The organism is Pseudooceanicola profundus (genome assembly GCF_054919315.1).
The window spans coordinates 2453771-2471350 of sequence record NZ_CM142898.1; the positions used below are offsets into that span (position 1 = coordinate 2453771).

Consider the following 17580-nt stretch of genomic DNA (forward strand, 5'->3'; position numbering starts at 1 on the left):
CTCTCCTAGGCAGGGGCTGTGACGCTTCCGTGACGCCGGGGCGTGACGCCCGGGCAGGCACCCGGGGCAGGGTGAGTCGCCCGCCTGACGGCGGAAGGGGACCACGCGGGTCAGGGAGGTGCTGGCCAGGGCGTGCTGCGCTGCGGCGATTTTCATTGTGTGGCAAGGGGTTGCAGTGCGGCGCGCGCTGCCTTTGCAAGTCATTCTTATTAATAAAAACAAGGGCTTGCGTGATCCTGGATCGGGGCTATGTTGCGCGCCCAAGCCAAGAGGACCGCCCCATGACCAACACGATGAAACTCGCCATCGGCTCGCTGGTGGTCGGGGTGGCCGTCCTTCTCCTGAAGTCGATTGCCTATTGGATGACCGGGTCCGTCGCGCTGCTCTCTGACGCGCTGGAGAGCACGGTAAACGTGGCCACGGCCATCGCGGCGCTGGTTGCGATCCGGGTCGCCGCGCGGCCCGCCGATGACAACCACCCCTACGGCCACCACAAGGCGGAGTTCTTTGCCGCCGTCTTCGAGGGGGTGATGATCGTCATCGCCGCGCTGCTGATCCTGCGCGAGGCCTGGCATGGTATCCAGGAGCCGCGCGTGCTGGACACGCCCTTCGGCGGCCTTGCGATCAACCTGCTTGCGACGGCGGCGAACGGGTTCTGGGCCTGGATGCTGATCACCCGCGGGCGGCGCCAGAAGAGCCCGGCGCTGGTGGCCGACGGCAAGCACCTGATGACCGACGTGGTGACCTCCTTCGGCGTGGCCATCGGCCTGCTGCTGGCGGTGTCGACGGGGATCTGGATGCTTGACCCGATCATGGCGATCCTCGTGGCGCTGAACATCCTGTGGTCCGGTGCCAAGGTGATCCAGGAGAGCCTCAGCGGCCTGATGGACGAGGCCGTGCCGGAGGAGATGCTGTCCAAGCTGCGCGACATCATCGCGGCGGAATCGAACGGCGCGATGGAGGCCCACGACCTGCGCACCCGCCACGCCGGGCCGGTGACCTTCATCGACTTCCACCTTGTCGTGCCGGGGACCATGTCGGTCTTCAAGGCGCATGAGATCTGCGACCGGATCGAAAGGGAGCTGGAGCGCCAGATCGGCGACACCAAGGTGACGATCCACGTGGAGCCGGACCACAAGTCCAAGTACGACAACCCGCAGGAACAGGTGATCCTGCCGAAGTGATCCGGCCAGGGTTATCCTGCCAGGGTTATCCTGCCAGAGTTATCCTGCCGAAGTGATCCGGCAGGACCGGCCCTGTGGGTTCAGAACCCGATCGGATCGATCGGCGCGATGGCCCCGATGGCGCGTTCCAGCACGGCGCCGGCCTCCAGCAGGCGCTTGTCCTGGAACCGGTCGGAGAGCAGCTGCACCCCCATCGGCTTGCCGGGCGCGGAGCCGACCGGCACGGAGAGCCCCGGCAGCCCGATGATCGGCGTGCCCGAAAGCGGCGCACAGATGCCGTAGAACCACGCGGCATCCGCGTCCTCCGAGACATCGTAATCGTCGATCATCGGTTTCGCCCATGTGGTGGCGGTCAGCACCAGAGGGAATTTCTGGAAGAACATCTGCCAGTCCACCAGCAGGGCGGAGCGCCTGGTCAGCGCCTTGAGGAAGGCGTCGCGGCTGTCGAGTTCGGGCACCCCTTCGAGCAGCAGGTCGATGGATTTCTTCATCTTCCAGTCGCCGTTGTCCATCATCAGCCCCTGAAGGCCCGCGCGCATCTCGTTGCCGAGGATCAGGCGCCAGTAGTCCATCAGTTCGGCAAAGGAGGGCGGGGTGACCTCTTCCACGGTGTAGCCCGCATCGGCGAGGATCGCGCCGGCCTGCCGGATCGCGGCGCTGACCTCGGGGTCGACCGGGGCCTCGTCGGTTTCGGCCAGCATGGCGACCTTGCAGGGCGCGTGGCCCAGGGGGCCGAAGATGTCGCCTGCGGGCACCTGCCAGATGTCGCGCGGATCATGGCCCGAGAGGGCGAGCGCGCCGAGGCGGATATCCTCGATCGAGCGCGCCAGCGGCCCCTGCACCGAGGCCATCTGCGAGACGATCATCCGGTGCGGCACGCTGGGCGAGGTGGCGGCCAGCAGGCCCGAGGTGGGGCGCAGGCCGTAGACCCCGCAGGCATAGGCCGGGTAGCGGACCGAGCCGCCGATGTCGTTGCCATGGCCGATGGCGCCGATCCCCGCCGCCGTGGCCGACCCCGCCCCGCCGGAGGAGCCGCCGGGGGTCAGCGCCTTGTCATGCGGGTTGTAGGTCGCGCCGTGCAGGTCGTTGTTGGTAAAGGCGCGCATGGAATAGCAGGGCGTATTGGTCCGCCCTAGGATCACCGCGCCCGCGGCCTTCATGTTCTGCACCACCGACCCGTCGGAGGCGGCGATATTGTCCTTCTGCGCCACGACCCCGTTGGTGGTGGCCCGCCCGCCGTAATCGACGTTGATCTTCACCGTGACCGGCACGCCGTGCAGCGGGCCGCTGGGGCCCGAGGTGCGCAGGGTGGCATCGGCCGCGCGGGCGGCCTCCATGGCCTGCTCCTCCAGCGGGTCGACCACGGCATTCAGCGCCGGGTTCACCTGCGCCATGCGGGCCAGTGCGCTTTCCGTCGCCTCGACGCTGGTGATGCGGCCAGCGGCGATCCCGTCCGCAAGCTCGGCTGCGGTCCATTTCCAGAGGTCGGTCGTCATGGGAGCTCTCCTTGATCCGGGGGCAGGGCGGCCCCGCACGCAGGGGCAAGCTAGGCCGCAGCCAGCGGACAGAGCAATTCCCCCATATGGTGTAAAATGGAGGGGCGGCGGCATGGGCCCCCCGGGATATCGGCTCATTGCCCGATTTTTGGGCGCTGCGCCCGGGCCCGCGCCGCAGCGTCACGATCCGCCTGTTCAGGCTCCGGGCCCGCTGGGCCTAGGTCATTTGTAGGCAAACTACCTCCGGTGAGCTGTCAAGGAATTGTTAATCGTTGATTTTGTGTCGGGAGTTTGCCGCAATGCCGGCAGGAGCGGGCCCGTGGCGGCCCTCCATTGGGACAGGCGGGGCCGGATTGCGCGCCTGTCGCGCGCGGCGGCGGACCCGCCGTTGGAACCAGTGCCGGAGCCAGAGTCGGGGCCCGATCCGGGACCAGGGCTGGGACCCGAGCAGAGACCGGAAAGGACATGTGCCGATGATCGAGATCGAAAACGTCACCAAGATTTACGGCGAAGGCAAGAGCGCCTTCCGCGCCCTCGACGACGTGTCGGTCACGATCAAGGATAACGAGTTCTTCACCCTGCTGGGGCCCTCGGGCTGCGGCAAGACCACGCTTCTGCGCACCATCGCGGGTTTCGTCGATCCCTCCAGCGGGTCGATCCGGCTGGGTGGCAAGGACATCCTGCAAAGCCCGCCCTACAAGCGCCCGGTGAACACGGTGTTCCAGAATTACGCGCTCTTCCCGCACATGACCGTCGCGCAGAACATCGCCTTCGGCCTCGAGATGCTGGGCAAGCCCAAGCGCGAGGTGAAGGCCACCGTCGAGGAGATGCTGGAACTGGTGCGGATGACGCCCATGGCGGACCGCCAGACCGGCCAGATCTCGGGCGGGCAACAGCAGCGGGTGGCGCTGGCCCGGGCGCTGGCCCCGCGTCCACAGGTGCTGCTGCTGGACGAGCCGCTCTCGGCACTCGACTTCAAGCTGCGCAAGGACATGCAACTGGAGCTGAAGCGCCTGCAGACCGAAACCGGGATCACCTTCGTCTTCGTCACCCACGATCAGGAAGAGGCGCTGACCATGTCCGACCGGATCGCCGTGATGAACGCGGGTGAGATCCGGCAGATCGGCGGCGCGCGTGACATCTACGACCAGCCGGCCGAACGCTTCGTGGCGGATTTCATCGGGGATACGAACTTCCTCGACGTCGAGGTGCTGGAGATCACCGGCGACGCCGCCCGCGTGCGCCTTGCCGGAGGGGCCGAGACCACGGCGCGCGGGGCCGCCGAGGCGGGCACCGGCATGGGCGCGGCCACGCTGGCGACCCGGCCGGAACATGCGCGCCTCGTCCCGGCGGGGCAGGGGGTGATGGAGGGGCTGCTGTCGCAGGTGGTCTATTTCGGCACCGATACCCATTACCACGTCACGCTGGCCGATGGCGCGGCGTTCACCCTGCGCCAGCAGAACACGCCGGACATGGCCCATGCCTTCACGCAGGGCGACCGGGTGGGCATCCACCTCGCCCCCGGCGTCGGCCAGCTGCTGAAGGATTGAGGCCATGAGCGACCTGTCCGCCGCCCGCCGCGCCACGGAACGCCGCAACCGCTGGCTTCTGCTCAGTCCGGCGCTGCTGATCCTGATCTTCGCCGCCGCAGGCCCGCTGCTGATCGTCGTGGTCTATTCCTTCCTCACGCCGGGCGACTACGGCGGGGTGAAGCCAGACTTCTCGTGGAACGCGTGGTTCTCCGTGGTGATGGAGCGGGACTTCTTCACCGAGGAGCTGACCTTCGCCGATGCCCACCTGTCGATCTTCTGGCGCTCGCTCAAGCTGTCGCTGATGACCACGGTGGCCGCCTTCGTCTTCGGCTTCCCGACGGCCTATTTCATCGCGACGCGGCCCAAGCGCAGCCGGGATGCATGGATGCTGCTGATCATGATCCCGTTCTGGACCAACCTGCTGATCCGCACCTTCGCGATCATGGAACTGATCCGGGCCGAGGGCACGGTGAACACGCTGCTGCTGTGGCTGGGGATCATCGACGCGCCGATCCAGATGCTCTTCACCGAGTTCTCGATCATGCTGGGCATGGTCTATGTCTACCTGCCGTTGATGGTCCTGCCGATCTACGCCTCGATGGAGCGGTTCGACTTCTCGCTGGTCGAGGCGGGCTATGACCTCTACGCGACCCGGTGGAAGGTCCTCTCCAAGGTGATCGTCCCGCTGGTGAAGCCGGGCGTCATCGCGGGCTCGATCCTCGTCTTCGTGCCCTGCCTCGGGGCCTATGTGACGCCCCGCGTGCTGGGCGGCGGCAAGAACCTGATGCTGGGCAACCTGATCGAGCTGCAGTTCGGACAGGGCCGCAACTGGCCGCTGGGGGCCGCGCTGTCGCTGACGCTGCTGGCGATCGTCATGGTGGCGCTGCTCTTCTACGTGCGTGCCGCCGGTCAGGACGGGGAGAAGAGCCATGGCTAAACCCTTCGACATCCGCAAGCAGACCGGGTTCACGCCCCTCGCCATCCTCTGCTTCGTGCTGCTTTACCTGCCGATCATCCTGCTGGTGGTCTATTCCTTCAACGCCGGCTCCTCCATCGCGCTGTGGGAGGGCTTCTCGCTGCGCTGGTACGCAAGCGCGTGGGAAAACGAGGCCGTGCAGGCGGCCACCATCCGCTCGGTCGTCATCGCCTCGGCGGCCTCGGCGCTGGCGACCACGGCGGCGGTGCTGGCGGCGCTGGCCACCACGCGGGTCAAGCCGTGGCGCGGGCAGGGGGCGGTCTTTGCCCTGATCAACCAGCCCCTCATGGTGCCCGAGATCGTGACCGCCGTGTCGCTGCTGATCTTCTTTGCCATGATCAAGGTCCAGACCGGCTACACCGGGTTGTGGTACCTGATCCTCGCCCACGCGGCCTTCTGCATTCCCTTCGCCTACATGCCGATCCGGGCGCGGCTGCAGGGCATGGACCTGACGCTGGAACAGGCGGCCTCGGACCTCTACGCGACGCCGTGGCAGACCTTCCGCCGCATCACCCTGCCGCAGCTGTTCCCGGGCATCCTCGCCGGTGCCATGCTGGCCTTCGTCATCTCGCTGGATGACGTGGTGATCACCGAATTCGTGAAATCCGCCGGGCAGGACACCCTGCCGACCTACATGCTGGGCCAGCTGCGGCGGAACATCACGCCCGAGGTCAACGCGATTTCCACCGCGTTGCTTGCCGCCTCCATCATTCTGGTGGTGGCCTTCTTCTTCCTCAGCCGGACGCGAAAATGATCCGGTCCAACCATCCAACTGGGAGTAACCACATGAAACGGACGCTGCTTCTGTCCACTGCCGCCGCCATCGGCCTGACCGTTCCGGCCCATGCCGAAGGGGTGCTGAACCTCTACAACTGGGGCAATTACACCAGCCCCGAGATGATCGAGAAGTTCGAGAAGGAATTCGACGTCAAGGTCACGATCACCGACTACGACAGCAACGACACCGCGCTGGCCAAGATCAAGGCCGGTGGCCACGGCTTCGACATCGTCGTGCCCTCGGGGACCTATGTGCCGATCTTCATCGAGGAAGGTCTGCTGATGGAGTCCATGCCGAGCGAGATGGAGAACTTCAAGAACATGGACCCGCAGTGGGTCGACGTGCCCTTCGATCCGGGCCGCAAGTACACCGTTCCGTGGCAATGGGGCACCGTCGGCATCACCGTGAACACCGCGGTCTATGGCGGCGACATCAACACCGCCGACCTGATCCTGAACCCGCCGGAAGAGCTGAAGGGCAAGATCAACGTCGTCCCCGAGATGATGGACGTGATGCGTCTCGCCATCTTCGCGCTTGGTGGGGAGCAGTGCACCGGCGACAAGGAGGTGCTGATGAAGGTGCGCGACACCCTCGTCGAGGCCAAGAAATCCTGGCTCTCCATGGACTACGGCAACATCGAGAAATACGCCAAGGGCGACCTCGCCGCGGGCGTGAACTGGAACGGTGCCTCGCTGCGGGCGCGGCTCCAGAACGAGGACATCGCCTTCGGCTATCCCCAGACCGGCTACCCGATCTGGATGGACAACGCCGCGATCCTCGCCGACGCGCAGAACGTGGAGAACGCCAAGCTGTTCCTGAACTTCATCATGGACCCCGAAAACGCGGCCATGCTGTCGAACTTCGCCCGCTATGCCAACGGCATCGCCGGGTCGGAGCAATACATGGACGAGGTCATGTCCGCCGCGCCCGAGGTGGTGGTGCCGGACGAGCTGAAGGCCGCCGGTGTCGTGTCGATCGTCTGTCCGCCCGAGGTGCAGAAGATCTACACCGCCATCTGGACCGAACTGCAGAAGTGATCTTCTGATGTATCTGGGGGCGCAGGGCCACGGTCCTGCGCCCCGTCTCGTCTGCCCCTACCTTGACGGAGCGCCCCATGCAGACCCCCGACCTGATCATTGCCAACGGCCGCCTCATGACCTTCGACCCGGCGCGCCCCATGGCCGAGGCGCTCGCCATCGCGGATGGCCGCATCATGGCCGTCGGCACGACCGACGCGATCCGCATGCTGGCCGGGCGCGGCACCCGGATCGTGGACGCGGGGCAGGCGACGGTGCTGCCCGGCATCATCGACAGCCATGTGCACCTCTTCGGCGGCTCGGCCGAGCTCGACTACCTCGACCTCTTCGGCGTGACGGGCTTCGACGCGGTGACCGAGAAGGTCCGCGCCTATGCCGAAACCTGCCCGGCGGGCGAGGTCGTCTTTGCCATCATGGCCGAGTACGCGATCTTCGGGGCGGGGCATCAGACCACGCGCCACGATCTCGACCGGGTGCTGCCCGACCGGCCCTTCGCCATCTTCGCCCCGGATCATCACACCATGTGGGCCAATACGAAGGCGCTGGAGATGGGGGGCGTCCTGCAGGGCGGTGCGGTCGAGAAGGGCTCGGAAATCGTCATGGGCGCGGACGGACTTGCCGCCGGCGAGCTGCGCGAATCCGGGGCCTTCGGGCCGGTGCTGCGCTGCACCCGCTATGGCGGGCGGGAGCTGATGGGCATGGTGACCGGCGCGGACCCCGAGGGCGCGGGCCCGGCGGAACGCGCGATGGACCGCGACGTGCTGGCGCGCGGGCTGAAACACTGCGCCCGTCAGGGGATCACCGGGCTGCACAACATGGACGGCAATTTCTACACTGCCGAGTTGCTGCAGGATCTCGACGCCGACGGGCGGCTGCTCTGCCGGACCGAGATCCCGTTCCACTACAAGAATTTCGATCCCCTCGACCGGTTCGAGGAGGCCGCGGAAATGCGCCGCCGTTTCACCGGTGACCGTGTCTGGTGCAACCGGGTGAAGTTCTTCATGGATGGCGTGGTGGAGAGCGGCACCGCGCTGATGCTGCGGCCCTATCCGAACAGCGAGAGCATCGGCGACGCGATCTTCGAGACCGATCACTTCAACGCGGCGATTGCCCGGGCCGATGCGGCGGGCTTCCAGATCGCGGTCCATGCCATCGGTGACCGGGCCGTGCGCCAGACCCTCGATGCCTATGAGGCCGCGCAGGCGGCCAACGGGGTGCGAGACAGCCGCCACCGCATCGAACATGTCGAGACGCTGCGTCCCGACGACCTGCCGCGCTTCGCGGAACTGGGTGTCGTGGCCTCGATCCAGCCCGGCCATGCGCCGCGCGGGGGCTACTTCCCGCCCCACGGTCTGGATGAGCGGCTGCACGCGGATCAGATCCCGCTGGCCTTCGCGTGGCAGGACATCCGCGAGAGCGGCGCGCGGGTCTGCTTCTCGACCGACTGGCCGGTGATCCCGGTGGACGTGATGCGCACGATCAAGGCCGCCGTCGCGCCGCTTGCGATGCCCGCGCCGTGGAAGGACCAGCGCCAGTCGCTCTTCGACACGCTGAAAAGCTACACCGCCGACAACGCCTGGGTCGGGTTCCAGGAGGATCGGCTGGGGCAGCTGAAGCCCGGGATGCTGGCAGACGTTGTGATGCTCTCCCACGACCTCGAGGCGCTGGACCCCGAGGAGATCACCAAGGCCAGTGCCCAGCTGACCCTCTGCGGCGGGCAGGTGACCTGGGAGGCCTGAGGCCTGATGCCGGGGGGCGCGCGCCGCGGGGCGGGCCGCGATCCGCCCTGCGGCCAGCTGCCGCGCTTGACCGGGGCAGGGGGGCTGCCCATCTTGGCACCAGACACCGCCGGCGCCCGCCATCGGGGCGCGGCCTGCATGGAATTGTAGATGTTGGAGCTTGTTCAGACCCGCTGAGTTTCCGGAAAGACCGGGAACGCCAGCCGCACAGCGCCCCGGCGAGGCCGGGTGTGCCCGTGCCCCCATCGCGTCTGACACAGGCAACCATCATGAACATATCACGACAGGAACAGCGCGTGCTTCACGTGCTGGCACAGGGCGGCTGCATCCGCCATGAACGCGAGGGTGCACGCATTGCCGCCGTCCTCTGCTTCACCCGCGACGGTTTCGTCCTCGCGGATTTCACGCTCGAGGTCTTCGGCAAGCTGCGGCGCAAGAGGCTGATCGCCTCGACCAACGCGCAGCCTTACCGGATCTCGGACCGGGGCCGGCGCGCAGTGCGCAGCCAGCCCGACAACCGCTGAGCCGCCGCGCGGAAGCGCCGGGGCCCGGCAGAGCGGGAGGCAGGCGTTGGGCTTGCCTCCCAGCTGTTGGCCGCCCCGATCCACCCGGAACAGCCCCCGCCCCGCGAAATGCCGCCCCATGCCCCGTGCAGGCTGCGGCGTTTTGCGCAACCCCGTTATGCGACGGCAATTTTCATGCGCTATACGGGTTACAGGCGTTCCAACCTTGCGTTAACGAGCCGTGTTTCCGCAATGGATACGACTTTAACGAAACTGGAATCCCTCCCATGCCCAACGGTACCACCCTCGAGGTGCCCGCTGGTGCGGCAAGGACCGCGACGCCGTCCAACTCCCCGGCCCGCGTCCTGCTGGCCAGCCTCATCGGCACCACCATCGAATTCTTCGATTTCTACGTCTACGCGACCGCCGCCGTGCTGGTCTTCCCGTCGCTGTTCTTCCCCAACAGCGATCCGATGACCGCGCTTCTGGCCTCCTTCGCGACCTTCTCCATCGCCTTCTTCGCCCGTCCCTTCGGCGCGATCGTCTTTGGCCACTACGGCGACCGCATCGGCCGCAAGGCCACGCTGGTCGCGGCCCTGCTGACGATGGGCATCTCGACCGTGGTGATCGGCCTGCTGCCGACCTACGAAACCATCGGCGTCGTCGCGCCGCTGCTGCTGGCGCTCTGCCGCTTCGGCCAGGGCTTCGGCCTCGGCGGGGAGTGGGGCGGCGCCGTGCTGATGGCGACCGAAAACGCCCCCGAGGGCAAGCGCAGCTGGTACGGGATGTTCCCGCAGCTCGGCGCGCCCGTGGGCCTCTTCCTGTCCTCCGGCATGTTCTGGATCCTGCTGCACTTCATGCCGCAGGAAGACCTGCTGTCCTGGGGCTGGCGCGTGCCCTTCCTGTCCTCGATCGTGCTGATCGTGGTCGGCATGTGGGTGCGTCTGTCGATCACCGAAACGCCGGACTTCCAGAAGGCCATCGAGAAGGAAGAGCGGGTCTCCGTGCCCGTGGTCGAGGTGTTCAAGAACCACAAGGTCAGCCTCGTGCTGGGGACCTTCGTGGCGCTGGCGACTTTCGTACTGTTCTACATCGGCACCGCCTACCTGCTGTCCTACAACGTCAAGGTCGTGGGCATTCCCTTCCTCGACGCGCTGGAAATCCAGCTCTGGGGGGCGATCGTCTTCGGTCTCTTCATCCCGGTGGCGGGCAAGCTGGCAGATCGCTTCGGCCGTCGTCAGGTGCTGACCGTGACCACGATCCTGATCGCGCTCTTCTCCTTCCTCGTGCCGGTGCTGATGACCGACAACGAAGGCCGCATCTTTGCCTTCGTGACGCTGGCGATGCTGCTCATGGGCCTGACCTACGGCCTGATCGGGACCGCGCTTGCCGCGCCCTTCCCGACCCATGTGCGCTACACCGGCTCGTCGATCACCTTCAACTTCGCGGGGATCTTCGGGGCCTCGCTGGCGCCCTACATCGCGACCTACCTGCAGTCGAACTACGGCATGGCCTACGTCGGCTACTACCTGCTGGCCGCCGCGCTGATCACGCTGCTCTGCATCTTCGCCTCGGCGAAGGGCAAGGTGTGATCCGGGCCTGACTGCGGGCCCAGTTCCAGGCCCGACAGGTCGAGACAAACAGAAAGGCCGCCCCCCGGGGCGGCCTTTTGCGTCTTGGCCGCATGTCGTCCGATGACAACCGACGCCTGCCCGTGCCGGGCTCAGGCGAAGGTCAGCAGCCTGCGCGGCGTATCGACCATGATCCGGGTGATCTCCGCCTCGGTGAAGCCGCGCCGCCGCATCAGCGGCAGGACGTTGGCAAAGATATGCTGGAAACCATGCCCGCCGAACCGCTCCAGCCGCCCCTTGGTGCAGATGTCGTGGCTGATCAGGATCTGGTCGAGGTGCCCGCGCGCGATCAGCTTGCGCAGCCATTTCAGGCGCACGCCGTCGTTGGGCAGGTCGATGTCCGGGTTGGGCCAGTAGTAGGTCGTCTCCCAGCCGAAGAGATCGTATTCGATCACCACGCCTGTATCGGCGAGACGGAAGAGCGTGTCCTCGTCGAAGATCGTCCGGTCGATATGGCTGAGGATCACGCGGCCCATCGGCGCGCCCCGCGCGGCGCAGAAGGCGGCCACCTCCTGCGGCTGATCCTTCATCCGCCCCGGGTGGACGTTGAGCGCGGCCCCGGTGGCCGCCTGCGCCGCAAGCGCGCCCTCCATCACCAGCTTCTCCTGACCGGTCCAGGGTGTCTGGCAGCCGATCTCGCCGATGATGCCCGCCCGGGCACTGTCGCCCCAGGCGCGATCGAGGATCTGGCCGGTGATCTCCTCCGCGAAGCTCTCGGCCGACCGGTCGGCATTGGCCGCGTCCTGGTAGGCGTTCACATAGTGGCCCGAGCCCATGACGATCGGCAGCCCGGTGCGCTCCGACACGGAGCGCAGCATGGCAGGCCGGGGGCCGAGGCCGCCGACGGTCAGATCCACCACGGTGCGCCCGCCTGCCTTCTTCATCTCCGTCAATTCGGCGACGACGATGTCCTCGCTCTCGATCCGGAACTCGTCCGAGAAGAACTCCTGCCCGTAGCGCGCCCGGAAGCAGTTGCAGATGTCGAGCGGCTCGTGCCGCATGTCTTCCTGCGCCAGATGCGGCGGCGTCAGGTCGATGAAGAGATGCTCGTGCATCAGCACCTGCCCGAGGTCGTCGGGGTCGATCAGCCCGGTGACGGTCTGGACCTTGCCGGTCAGGTCGGAACGGGTCAGCGCCATCTCAGGCCTCCTCTGTCAGCATGTCGCGGTGGCTCAGCAGGAAGGCCTCTGCCGCCGCAAGAAATCCCTGCGTCTCTTCCTGACCCAGCGGCAGCGAGAGCGCAATGAGCCCGCGCGCGGCGAAGTAGTAGCCCGCCTCCAGCATCTCGAACTGGAGCAGCCGGCGCAGCATCTCGGCGCGTTCGGGCAGGGCCGCGACGCCGTGGATGTTCATGATCGAGCCGAGGCCCGAGACACGGTATGGCGCTGCATGGCGCGTGAAAAGCTCTGACAGGGCGGTGCGGAAGGCCTCGCCCCGGTTGAAGAGGGCCTCCAGCGCCTCACCCGTCAGCAGGTGGTCGCAGGCGGCGATCCCCGCCGACATGGTCAGCGTGTTGTTGTTGAAGGTGCCCGCGTGGGGCAGGGCGCCGGGCTGCGCGGGATCGAAGCGGGCCATCAGATCCCGTCGCCCGCCGAAGGCGCCGAAGGCCAGCCCGCCGCCGAAGAACTTGCCGATGACCGTCAGGTCCGGGGTGATTCTCAGCCGGTCCTGCATCCCGCCAAGCGCCATCCGCGCGGTCTGCACCTCGTCGAAGATCAGCACCGCCCCGGCCTCGGCCGTCAGGCGCCGCGCCGCTTCGAGAAACGCCCGTGTGGCGGGAATGCAGCCGCCCGCGCCCAGCATCGGCTCCACCACCAGAGCGGCGATCTCCGGCCCCCCCTCGAAAGCAGCCTCCAGCGCGGCGACGTTGTTGAAAGGCAGCACCAGCCAGTCATGGGGGGCGTTCACGGGCGACCCGCCGCCGCCGAAGCTCATCAGCCCGCCGTGGTAGCCGCCGTCGAAGACCACGATGCGGCCCCGCCCGGTCACGGCCTTGGCGAGGGCCACGGCCATCAGGTTGGCCTCGGTCCCCGAATTGCAGAAGCGCAGCAGCTCCATCGAGGGGAAGCGCGCCACCAGACGCTCCGCCAGCCCGATCTCGGCCTCGCTGTGGGAGGAGAGGCTGATGCCCTTGTCATGGGCCTCGGCCACCGCCTGTGCCAGCAGGGGCGAGGAATGGCCGAAGATGCCGGCCGTGAACTCACCGAGGAAATCGACGAAGCTGTGGCCGTCCACATCGGTCAGCCGGCAGCCCTCCCCGGAGGCGATGCAGAGCGGGAAGGGGCCGGACCAGAGCGAGGAGCGGGTATTGCCCCCGGGCATCACCGCGCGGGCCTGCTCCAGTCGCGCATGGCTGGTGGCGCGGGTGTCCTCGTAGCACGCCTGTGCAGCACTGAAGGCGCGGCCAAGGGCGCTGTTGGGCAGGGATGCTGTCATACCGGGACCTCTCACTGGAAAAACAGGGCGATCCCTCATCGCTATACGGCGTATATTGTTCTGGCAATCCCCTTTGACGCCATAGCGCGACACATGGCGCTAGACTTGCATCAATTGCGGCCATACCCTGTAGACTTGGGGAAAATACGACCATGAAGGGGGAGCTCCATGGCGGATGGAACGGGGACGGGCGTCGGCGACGCCGGGCACGACGGGATGCGCAAACGCGCCGGGCGTGCAGAACTATCACCGGAAAAGGTGCTGGCGAAGGCGATCGAGGTGATCGACAGCGACGGGCTGGAGGCCTTCTCGATGCGGCAGCTGGCCAAGGGTCTGGGCGTGACGCCCATGGCGCTCTACTGGCATTATCCCAAGCGGCACGACCTCGTGCGCGCCGTGGTGGCCGAGGTGCTCTCGGACGTGGTGCCGGCGCATGCGCCGCATTGGGAAGACTGGCTGCGGGACTACATGCACCGCTTCCGGGCGGCCATTGCGCGGCATCCGAACGTGGCGCCGCTGATCGGCGGGCAGCTGATCTCCAATGTCTCCGGCAACCTCGACATGATCGAGGCCCTGCTGACCCGGCTGGAAGAGGCGGGCGTGCCGGAGCATCGGATGGTGCAGGCCTACAACAGCGTGATGGGCGGCATGGTCGGCTTCGTGACGCAGGAGTTCGCCCTCGTGCCCGCGCAGTCGGACGCGGGCTGGGACAGCCGCATGAAGGAGGTCCTCGGCGGGATCGACGCCGAGCGGCATCCGCATCTGCACGCCATGCGGTCGCGGATGGAGAACCGCAGTTTCATCCTGCGGTGGGAAAACGGCGCGACCAAGCCCATGGACGACAGTTTCGACACCTTCACGGAGGTGATGATCGCGGGCATCCGGGCCCTCACGGTCTGACACCATCGGTCTGAACAAGGACGGCCCGGACCTCGCTGGTCCGGGCCGTTTGTCGTTGCGTGCGATGGTCGCGCGGCGTCGGGTCAGCCGACGATGTGATAGCCGCCGTCGATGTAATGCACGTCGCCGGTGATCGTCTTGGCCCCGTCCGAGGCGAGGAAGGCCGCATAGGCCCCCACGTCGTCCAGCGTGGCGAGGTGGTGCATCGGCACCTTCTCGGCGTTCTGCGCCAGCAGGTCGTCGAAATGGCCGATGCCGCTGGCCGCGCGGGTCTTCAGCGGGCCGGGGGAGAGGGCGTTCACCCGGATGCCCTTTTCGCCCAGTTCGGCGGCCATGTACTTGGTGACGGATTCCAGCGCGGCCTTCACCGGGCCCATGACGTTGTAGTTCTCCACCACCTTCTCGGCCCCGTAATAGCTGACCGTCATACAGCTGCCGCCCGCGGTCATCAGCGGCTCGGACTTGCGCACGAGATGCAGGAAGGAGCCCACGGAGATGTCCATCGCGGTCTGGAAGCCCGCGCGCGAGCAATCGGTGACACGGCCGTGGAGGTCCTCCTTCGGGCAGTAGGCGATGGAATGCAGCAGGATGTCGAGCTGTCCCCACTCCGCCGTCAGCGTATCGAAGAGCGCGTCGATCTGGGCCTCTTCGGTCACGTCGAGCGGGGCGATGACCTTGGCGCCCAGGGCCTCGGCCAGGGGGCGGACATGGGGCTCGGCCTTGGCGTTCAGGTAGGTCACGGCCAGCTCGGCGCCGGCCTCCTTCAGCGCCTTGGCGCAGCCCCAGGCGACCGACTGGTCGTTTGCGATACCGACGATGAGCGCCTTGCGGCCTGCGAGCGAGAACATGGGGGACCTCCGGACTGGCAACTGACAGCCCCTGTGTCGCGCGCGGCGGTGACAAACGCGTAAAGAAAAATGCCGCAACGCGGCGTAAGTCTGCGGCGGGCCCGCGGGCTGCCGCTTTCCGGGGCGGGTTGCTGCCTGCTGAAGCAGTTCGGGGCGTCCCGGTATCTTCGCTGTCTCTTCCGGGCGTTCCGCAGGAAGGGCGTCCGTCCGAGGCAGGGGGCTACTGCGGGCCGCCTTGGCTCAGGGCAGTACGCGCCGCAGCCCCGCCTGCACCTTCAGCAGCGGCGGCAGGAACTCCGCCACCACCGTCTCGGGCCCGTCCTGGGTGGCGGCAAAGCCGGTGTTCAGCGCCGCCACGACCCGGCCCGCGCTGTTGTAGAGCGGGATCGCCAGCGACCGCAGGCCCAGTTCGATCTCCTGGTCGATGACGGCATAGCCCTCGGCGCGGACCTGCGCCAGCCGGGCCATGATCTCTTCCGGGTCGCTGAGCGAGCGCGGCGTGCGCGGGCTGAGGTCGGAGCGTTCGATCACCGCGCGGGCCTCCTCCTCGGGCAGGGCGGCCAGCAGGATGCGCCCCATCGAGGTGCAATGGGCGGGCAGGCGCGAGCCGGGCATCAGGCCGATCGACATCACCCGGCGCTGCGCCGCACGGGCGAGGTAGACGATCTCCGTCTCGTCGAGGATCGAGACCGAGGTGGATTGTCCGATCTGGTCCGAAAGCTGGTCCAGCCACGGCTGCACGATATGGGGCAGGGGCAGGGCGGCCAGCGCCCCCATCCCCAGCCGCATCACCCGGGGTGTCAGCTGGAAGAACTTGCCGTCGTAATCCGCATAGCCCAGCCGGTGCAGCGTCAGCAGGCATCGCCGCGCCGTGGCCCGGTCGAGCCCCGTCGACTCGGCCGCCTCCGAGATGGACAGCCGGGGGTGATCGGCGCTGAAACACTCGATCACCTGCAGCCCTTTCGCCAGCGAGGCGATGAAATCGGTCGACTTGTTCACCATGCGCACAAACGAAGCCGCAGTATGAACAAATGTCAATATGCGCACGGGAGCGATGGTCATGGCGCTGCGACGCGGCTAGCAACATGCCGCTGCGGCGGCCTTCCGGGCGGCCGCGACAGAGGAGAATGCCATGGACAAGACACTCGCCACCCTGGCGGAGACCGTCGCGGATATCCCCGACGGCGCCACGGTCATGATCGGCGGCTTCGGCGGCTCCGGCGCGCCGGTAGAGCTGATCCACGCCCTGATCGACGCCGGTCCCAAGGACCTGACCGTGATCAACAACAACGCAGGCACCGGCCGGATCGGGATCGCCGCGATGATCGACGCCGGCATGGTGCGGAAGATGATCTGCTCCTTCCCCAAGTCGTCGGACCCGCGCGCCTTCACCGAGCGCTACCTCGCCGGCGAGATCGAGCTGGAGCTGGTGCCGCAGGGCACGCTGGCCGAGCGTATCCGCGCCGCGGGCGCAGGGATCCCGGCCTTCTACACGCCGACCTCCTACGGGACCGAGCTGGCCGAGGGCAAACCGGTCCACGAGTTCGACGGGCGGCCCTATGTGCAGGAACGCTGGCTCAAGGCCGACTATGCGCTGGTCAAGGCCGAGCTGGGCGAAGCCATGGGCAACCTGACCTACCGGCTGGCCGCGCGGAACTTCAACCCGATCATGTGCATGGCGGCGACCACCACCATCGCGCAGGTGTCCAAGATCGTGCCGGTCGGCGGGATCGACGCCGAGCAGGTGATCACCCCCGGCATCTTCGTCAACCGCGTCGTCGAAGTGCCGAACCCGCAGCAGGAAGAACAGCTGATCCGTTCGGGAGCGACCTACGCATGATGGACGATATCAAACTTTCCAACGACCAGATCGCCTGGCGCGCCGCGCAGGACATCGAGGACGGCGCCTACGTGAACCTCGGCATCGGCTTCCCCGAGAAGGTGGCGCAATTCACCGTCGAGGGCCGCGAGCCGGTGTTCCACTCCGAGAACGGTGTGCTGGGCTTCGGTCCCGCGCCGAAACCGGGCGAAGAGGACTGGGACCTGATCAACGCCGGCAAGAAGGCCGTGACGCTGAAGCCGGGCGCTGCCTTCTTCCACCATGCCGACAGCTTCTCGATGGTGCGCGGTGGCCACCTCGACGTGGCGATCCTCGGCGCGCTGCAGGTGGCCCAGACCGGTGACCTCGCCAACTGGCGCGTGGGCAACAAGGGCGTGCCCGCCGTGGGCGGGGCCATGGACCTCGTGCACGGGGCCCGGCGCGTGGCGGTGATCACCGATCACGTCACCAAGAACGGCGATCCCAAGCTGGTCGAGACCTGCACCTTCCCGCTGACCGGCGTGCAATGCGTGACCCGGGTCTACACCTCGCTCGCCGTGGTCGACATCGAGGACGGCCATTTCGTCCTGCGCGAGAAGCTGCCGCAGATCAGCTTCGACGAGCTGCAGGCCGTCACCGGGGCCGAGCTGAAGACCCAGGGCGAGGTCGGTGACCTCGTCGTGCCGGAACTCTGAGGAGGA

Annotated in this window: 16 protein-coding genes; 11 read left to right on the plus strand and 5 right to left on the minus strand. The window is 67.2% G+C overall.

The genetic code is table 11. The features are described 5' to 3' along the window. Positions 1–281: 281 nt before the first annotated feature. The gene (locus tag ACX9MO_RS11215) at positions 282–1184 is read left to right on the plus strand and encodes a cation diffusion facilitator family transporter (protein ID WP_222493508.1); all 903 of its coding nucleotides are present in this window, start codon (positions 282–284) and stop codon (positions 1182–1184) included. A gap of 80 nt (positions 1185–1264) precedes the next feature. Here ACX9MO_RS11215 and ACX9MO_RS11220 read toward each other — a convergent pair whose 3' ends face one another. Further along, the gene (locus tag ACX9MO_RS11220; RefSeq protein WP_462211895.1) at positions 1265–2680 is read right to left on the minus strand and encodes an amidase; all 1416 of its coding nucleotides are present in this window, start codon (positions 2678–2680) and stop codon (positions 1265–1267) included. A gap of 473 nt (positions 2681–3153) precedes the next feature. Between ACX9MO_RS11220 and ACX9MO_RS11225 the strand changes: the two genes are divergently transcribed. The 7 genes from ACX9MO_RS11225 (at position 3154) to ACX9MO_RS11255 (ending at position 10837) form a co-directional block, all read left to right on the plus strand. Next, complete coding sequence (locus ACX9MO_RS11225; RefSeq protein ID WP_462211896.1) at positions 3154–4230, plus strand: ABC transporter ATP-binding protein; 1077 nt, start codon at positions 3154–3156, stop codon at positions 4228–4230. Between the two features lie 4 nt (positions 4231–4234). After that, positions 4235–5149 carry an ABC transporter permease gene (locus ACX9MO_RS11230; protein ID WP_462211897.1) on the plus strand — a complete coding sequence of 305 codons (915 nt, stop codon included), beginning with the start codon at positions 4235–4237 and terminating at the stop codon, positions 5147–5149. Beyond that, positions 5142–5942 carry an ABC transporter permease gene (locus ACX9MO_RS11235; protein WP_222493501.1) on the plus strand — a complete coding sequence of 267 codons (801 nt, stop codon included), beginning with the start codon at positions 5142–5144 and terminating at the stop codon, positions 5940–5942. Before ACX9MO_RS11230 ends, ACX9MO_RS11235 begins: the two co-directional genes overlap by 8 nt. Positions 5943–5974: 32 nt before the next feature. After that, positions 5975–7003 (plus strand): ABC transporter substrate-binding protein, encoded by a 1029-nt coding sequence (locus ACX9MO_RS11240; protein ID WP_462211898.1) that lies wholly within the window; start codon positions 5975–5977, stop codon positions 7001–7003. A 77-nt stretch (positions 7004–7080) separates the two neighbouring features. Continuing rightward, a complete protein-coding gene (locus ACX9MO_RS11245) occupies positions 7081–8742 on the plus strand; it encodes an amidohydrolase (protein WP_462211899.1) in 1662 nt (553 codons plus the stop codon). A 269-nt stretch (positions 8743–9011) separates the two neighbouring features. Then, on the plus strand, positions 9012–9266 hold the full coding sequence (locus ACX9MO_RS11250; RefSeq protein ID WP_462211900.1) for a YjhX family toxin: 255 nt from the start codon (positions 9012–9014) through the stop codon (positions 9264–9266). Positions 9267–9532: 266 nt separating this feature from the next. Continuing rightward, positions 9533–10837: an MFS transporter gene (locus ACX9MO_RS11255; protein WP_462211901.1), complete on the plus strand. Its 1305-nt coding sequence runs from the start codon at positions 9533–9535 to the stop codon at positions 10835–10837. Positions 10838–10968: 131 nt separating this feature from the next. Here ACX9MO_RS11255 and ACX9MO_RS11260 read toward each other — a convergent pair whose 3' ends face one another. Then, positions 10969–12015 carry a phosphotriesterase family protein gene (locus ACX9MO_RS11260; protein WP_462211902.1) on the minus strand — a complete coding sequence of 349 codons (1047 nt, stop codon included), beginning with the start codon at positions 12013–12015 and terminating at the stop codon, positions 10969–10971. 1 nt (position 12016) lies between these two features. Then, positions 12017–13312 (minus strand): aspartate aminotransferase family protein, encoded by a 1296-nt coding sequence (locus ACX9MO_RS11265; RefSeq protein WP_462211903.1) that lies wholly within the window; start codon positions 13310–13312, stop codon positions 12017–12019. Positions 13313–13480: 168 nt separating this feature from the next. On the opposite strand from ACX9MO_RS11265, the gene ACX9MO_RS11270 reads away from it, so the two are divergent. Further along, positions 13481–14212: a TetR/AcrR family transcriptional regulator gene (locus ACX9MO_RS11270; protein WP_462211904.1), complete on the plus strand. Its 732-nt coding sequence runs from the start codon at positions 13481–13483 to the stop codon at positions 14210–14212. 83 nt (positions 14213–14295) lie between these two features. On the opposite strand, the gene fabI is transcribed toward ACX9MO_RS11270, so the two are convergent. Continuing rightward, positions 14296–15060 (minus strand): enoyl-ACP reductase FabI, encoded by a 765-nt coding sequence (gene fabI / locus ACX9MO_RS11275; protein ID WP_462211905.1) that lies wholly within the window; start codon positions 15058–15060, stop codon positions 14296–14298. A gap of 240 nt (positions 15061–15300) precedes the next feature. Beyond that, entirely contained in the window at positions 15301–16062 is a 762-nt protein-coding gene (locus ACX9MO_RS11280) for an IclR family transcriptional regulator domain-containing protein (protein ID WP_462211906.1), read from the minus strand. Positions 16063–16192: 130 nt separating this feature from the next. Here ACX9MO_RS11280 and ACX9MO_RS11285 point away from each other — a divergent pair, with 130 nt between their 5' ends. Then, complete coding sequence (locus ACX9MO_RS11285; RefSeq protein ID WP_462211907.1) at positions 16193–16900, plus strand: 3-oxoacid CoA-transferase subunit A; 708 nt, start codon at positions 16193–16195, stop codon at positions 16898–16900. Next, positions 16900–17574: a 3-oxoacid CoA-transferase subunit B gene (locus ACX9MO_RS11290; protein WP_462214446.1), complete on the plus strand. Its 675-nt coding sequence runs from the start codon at positions 16900–16902 to the stop codon at positions 17572–17574. Before ACX9MO_RS11285 ends, ACX9MO_RS11290 begins: the two co-directional genes overlap by 1 nt. The last annotated feature ends 6 nt before the right edge of the window (positions 17575–17580 follow it).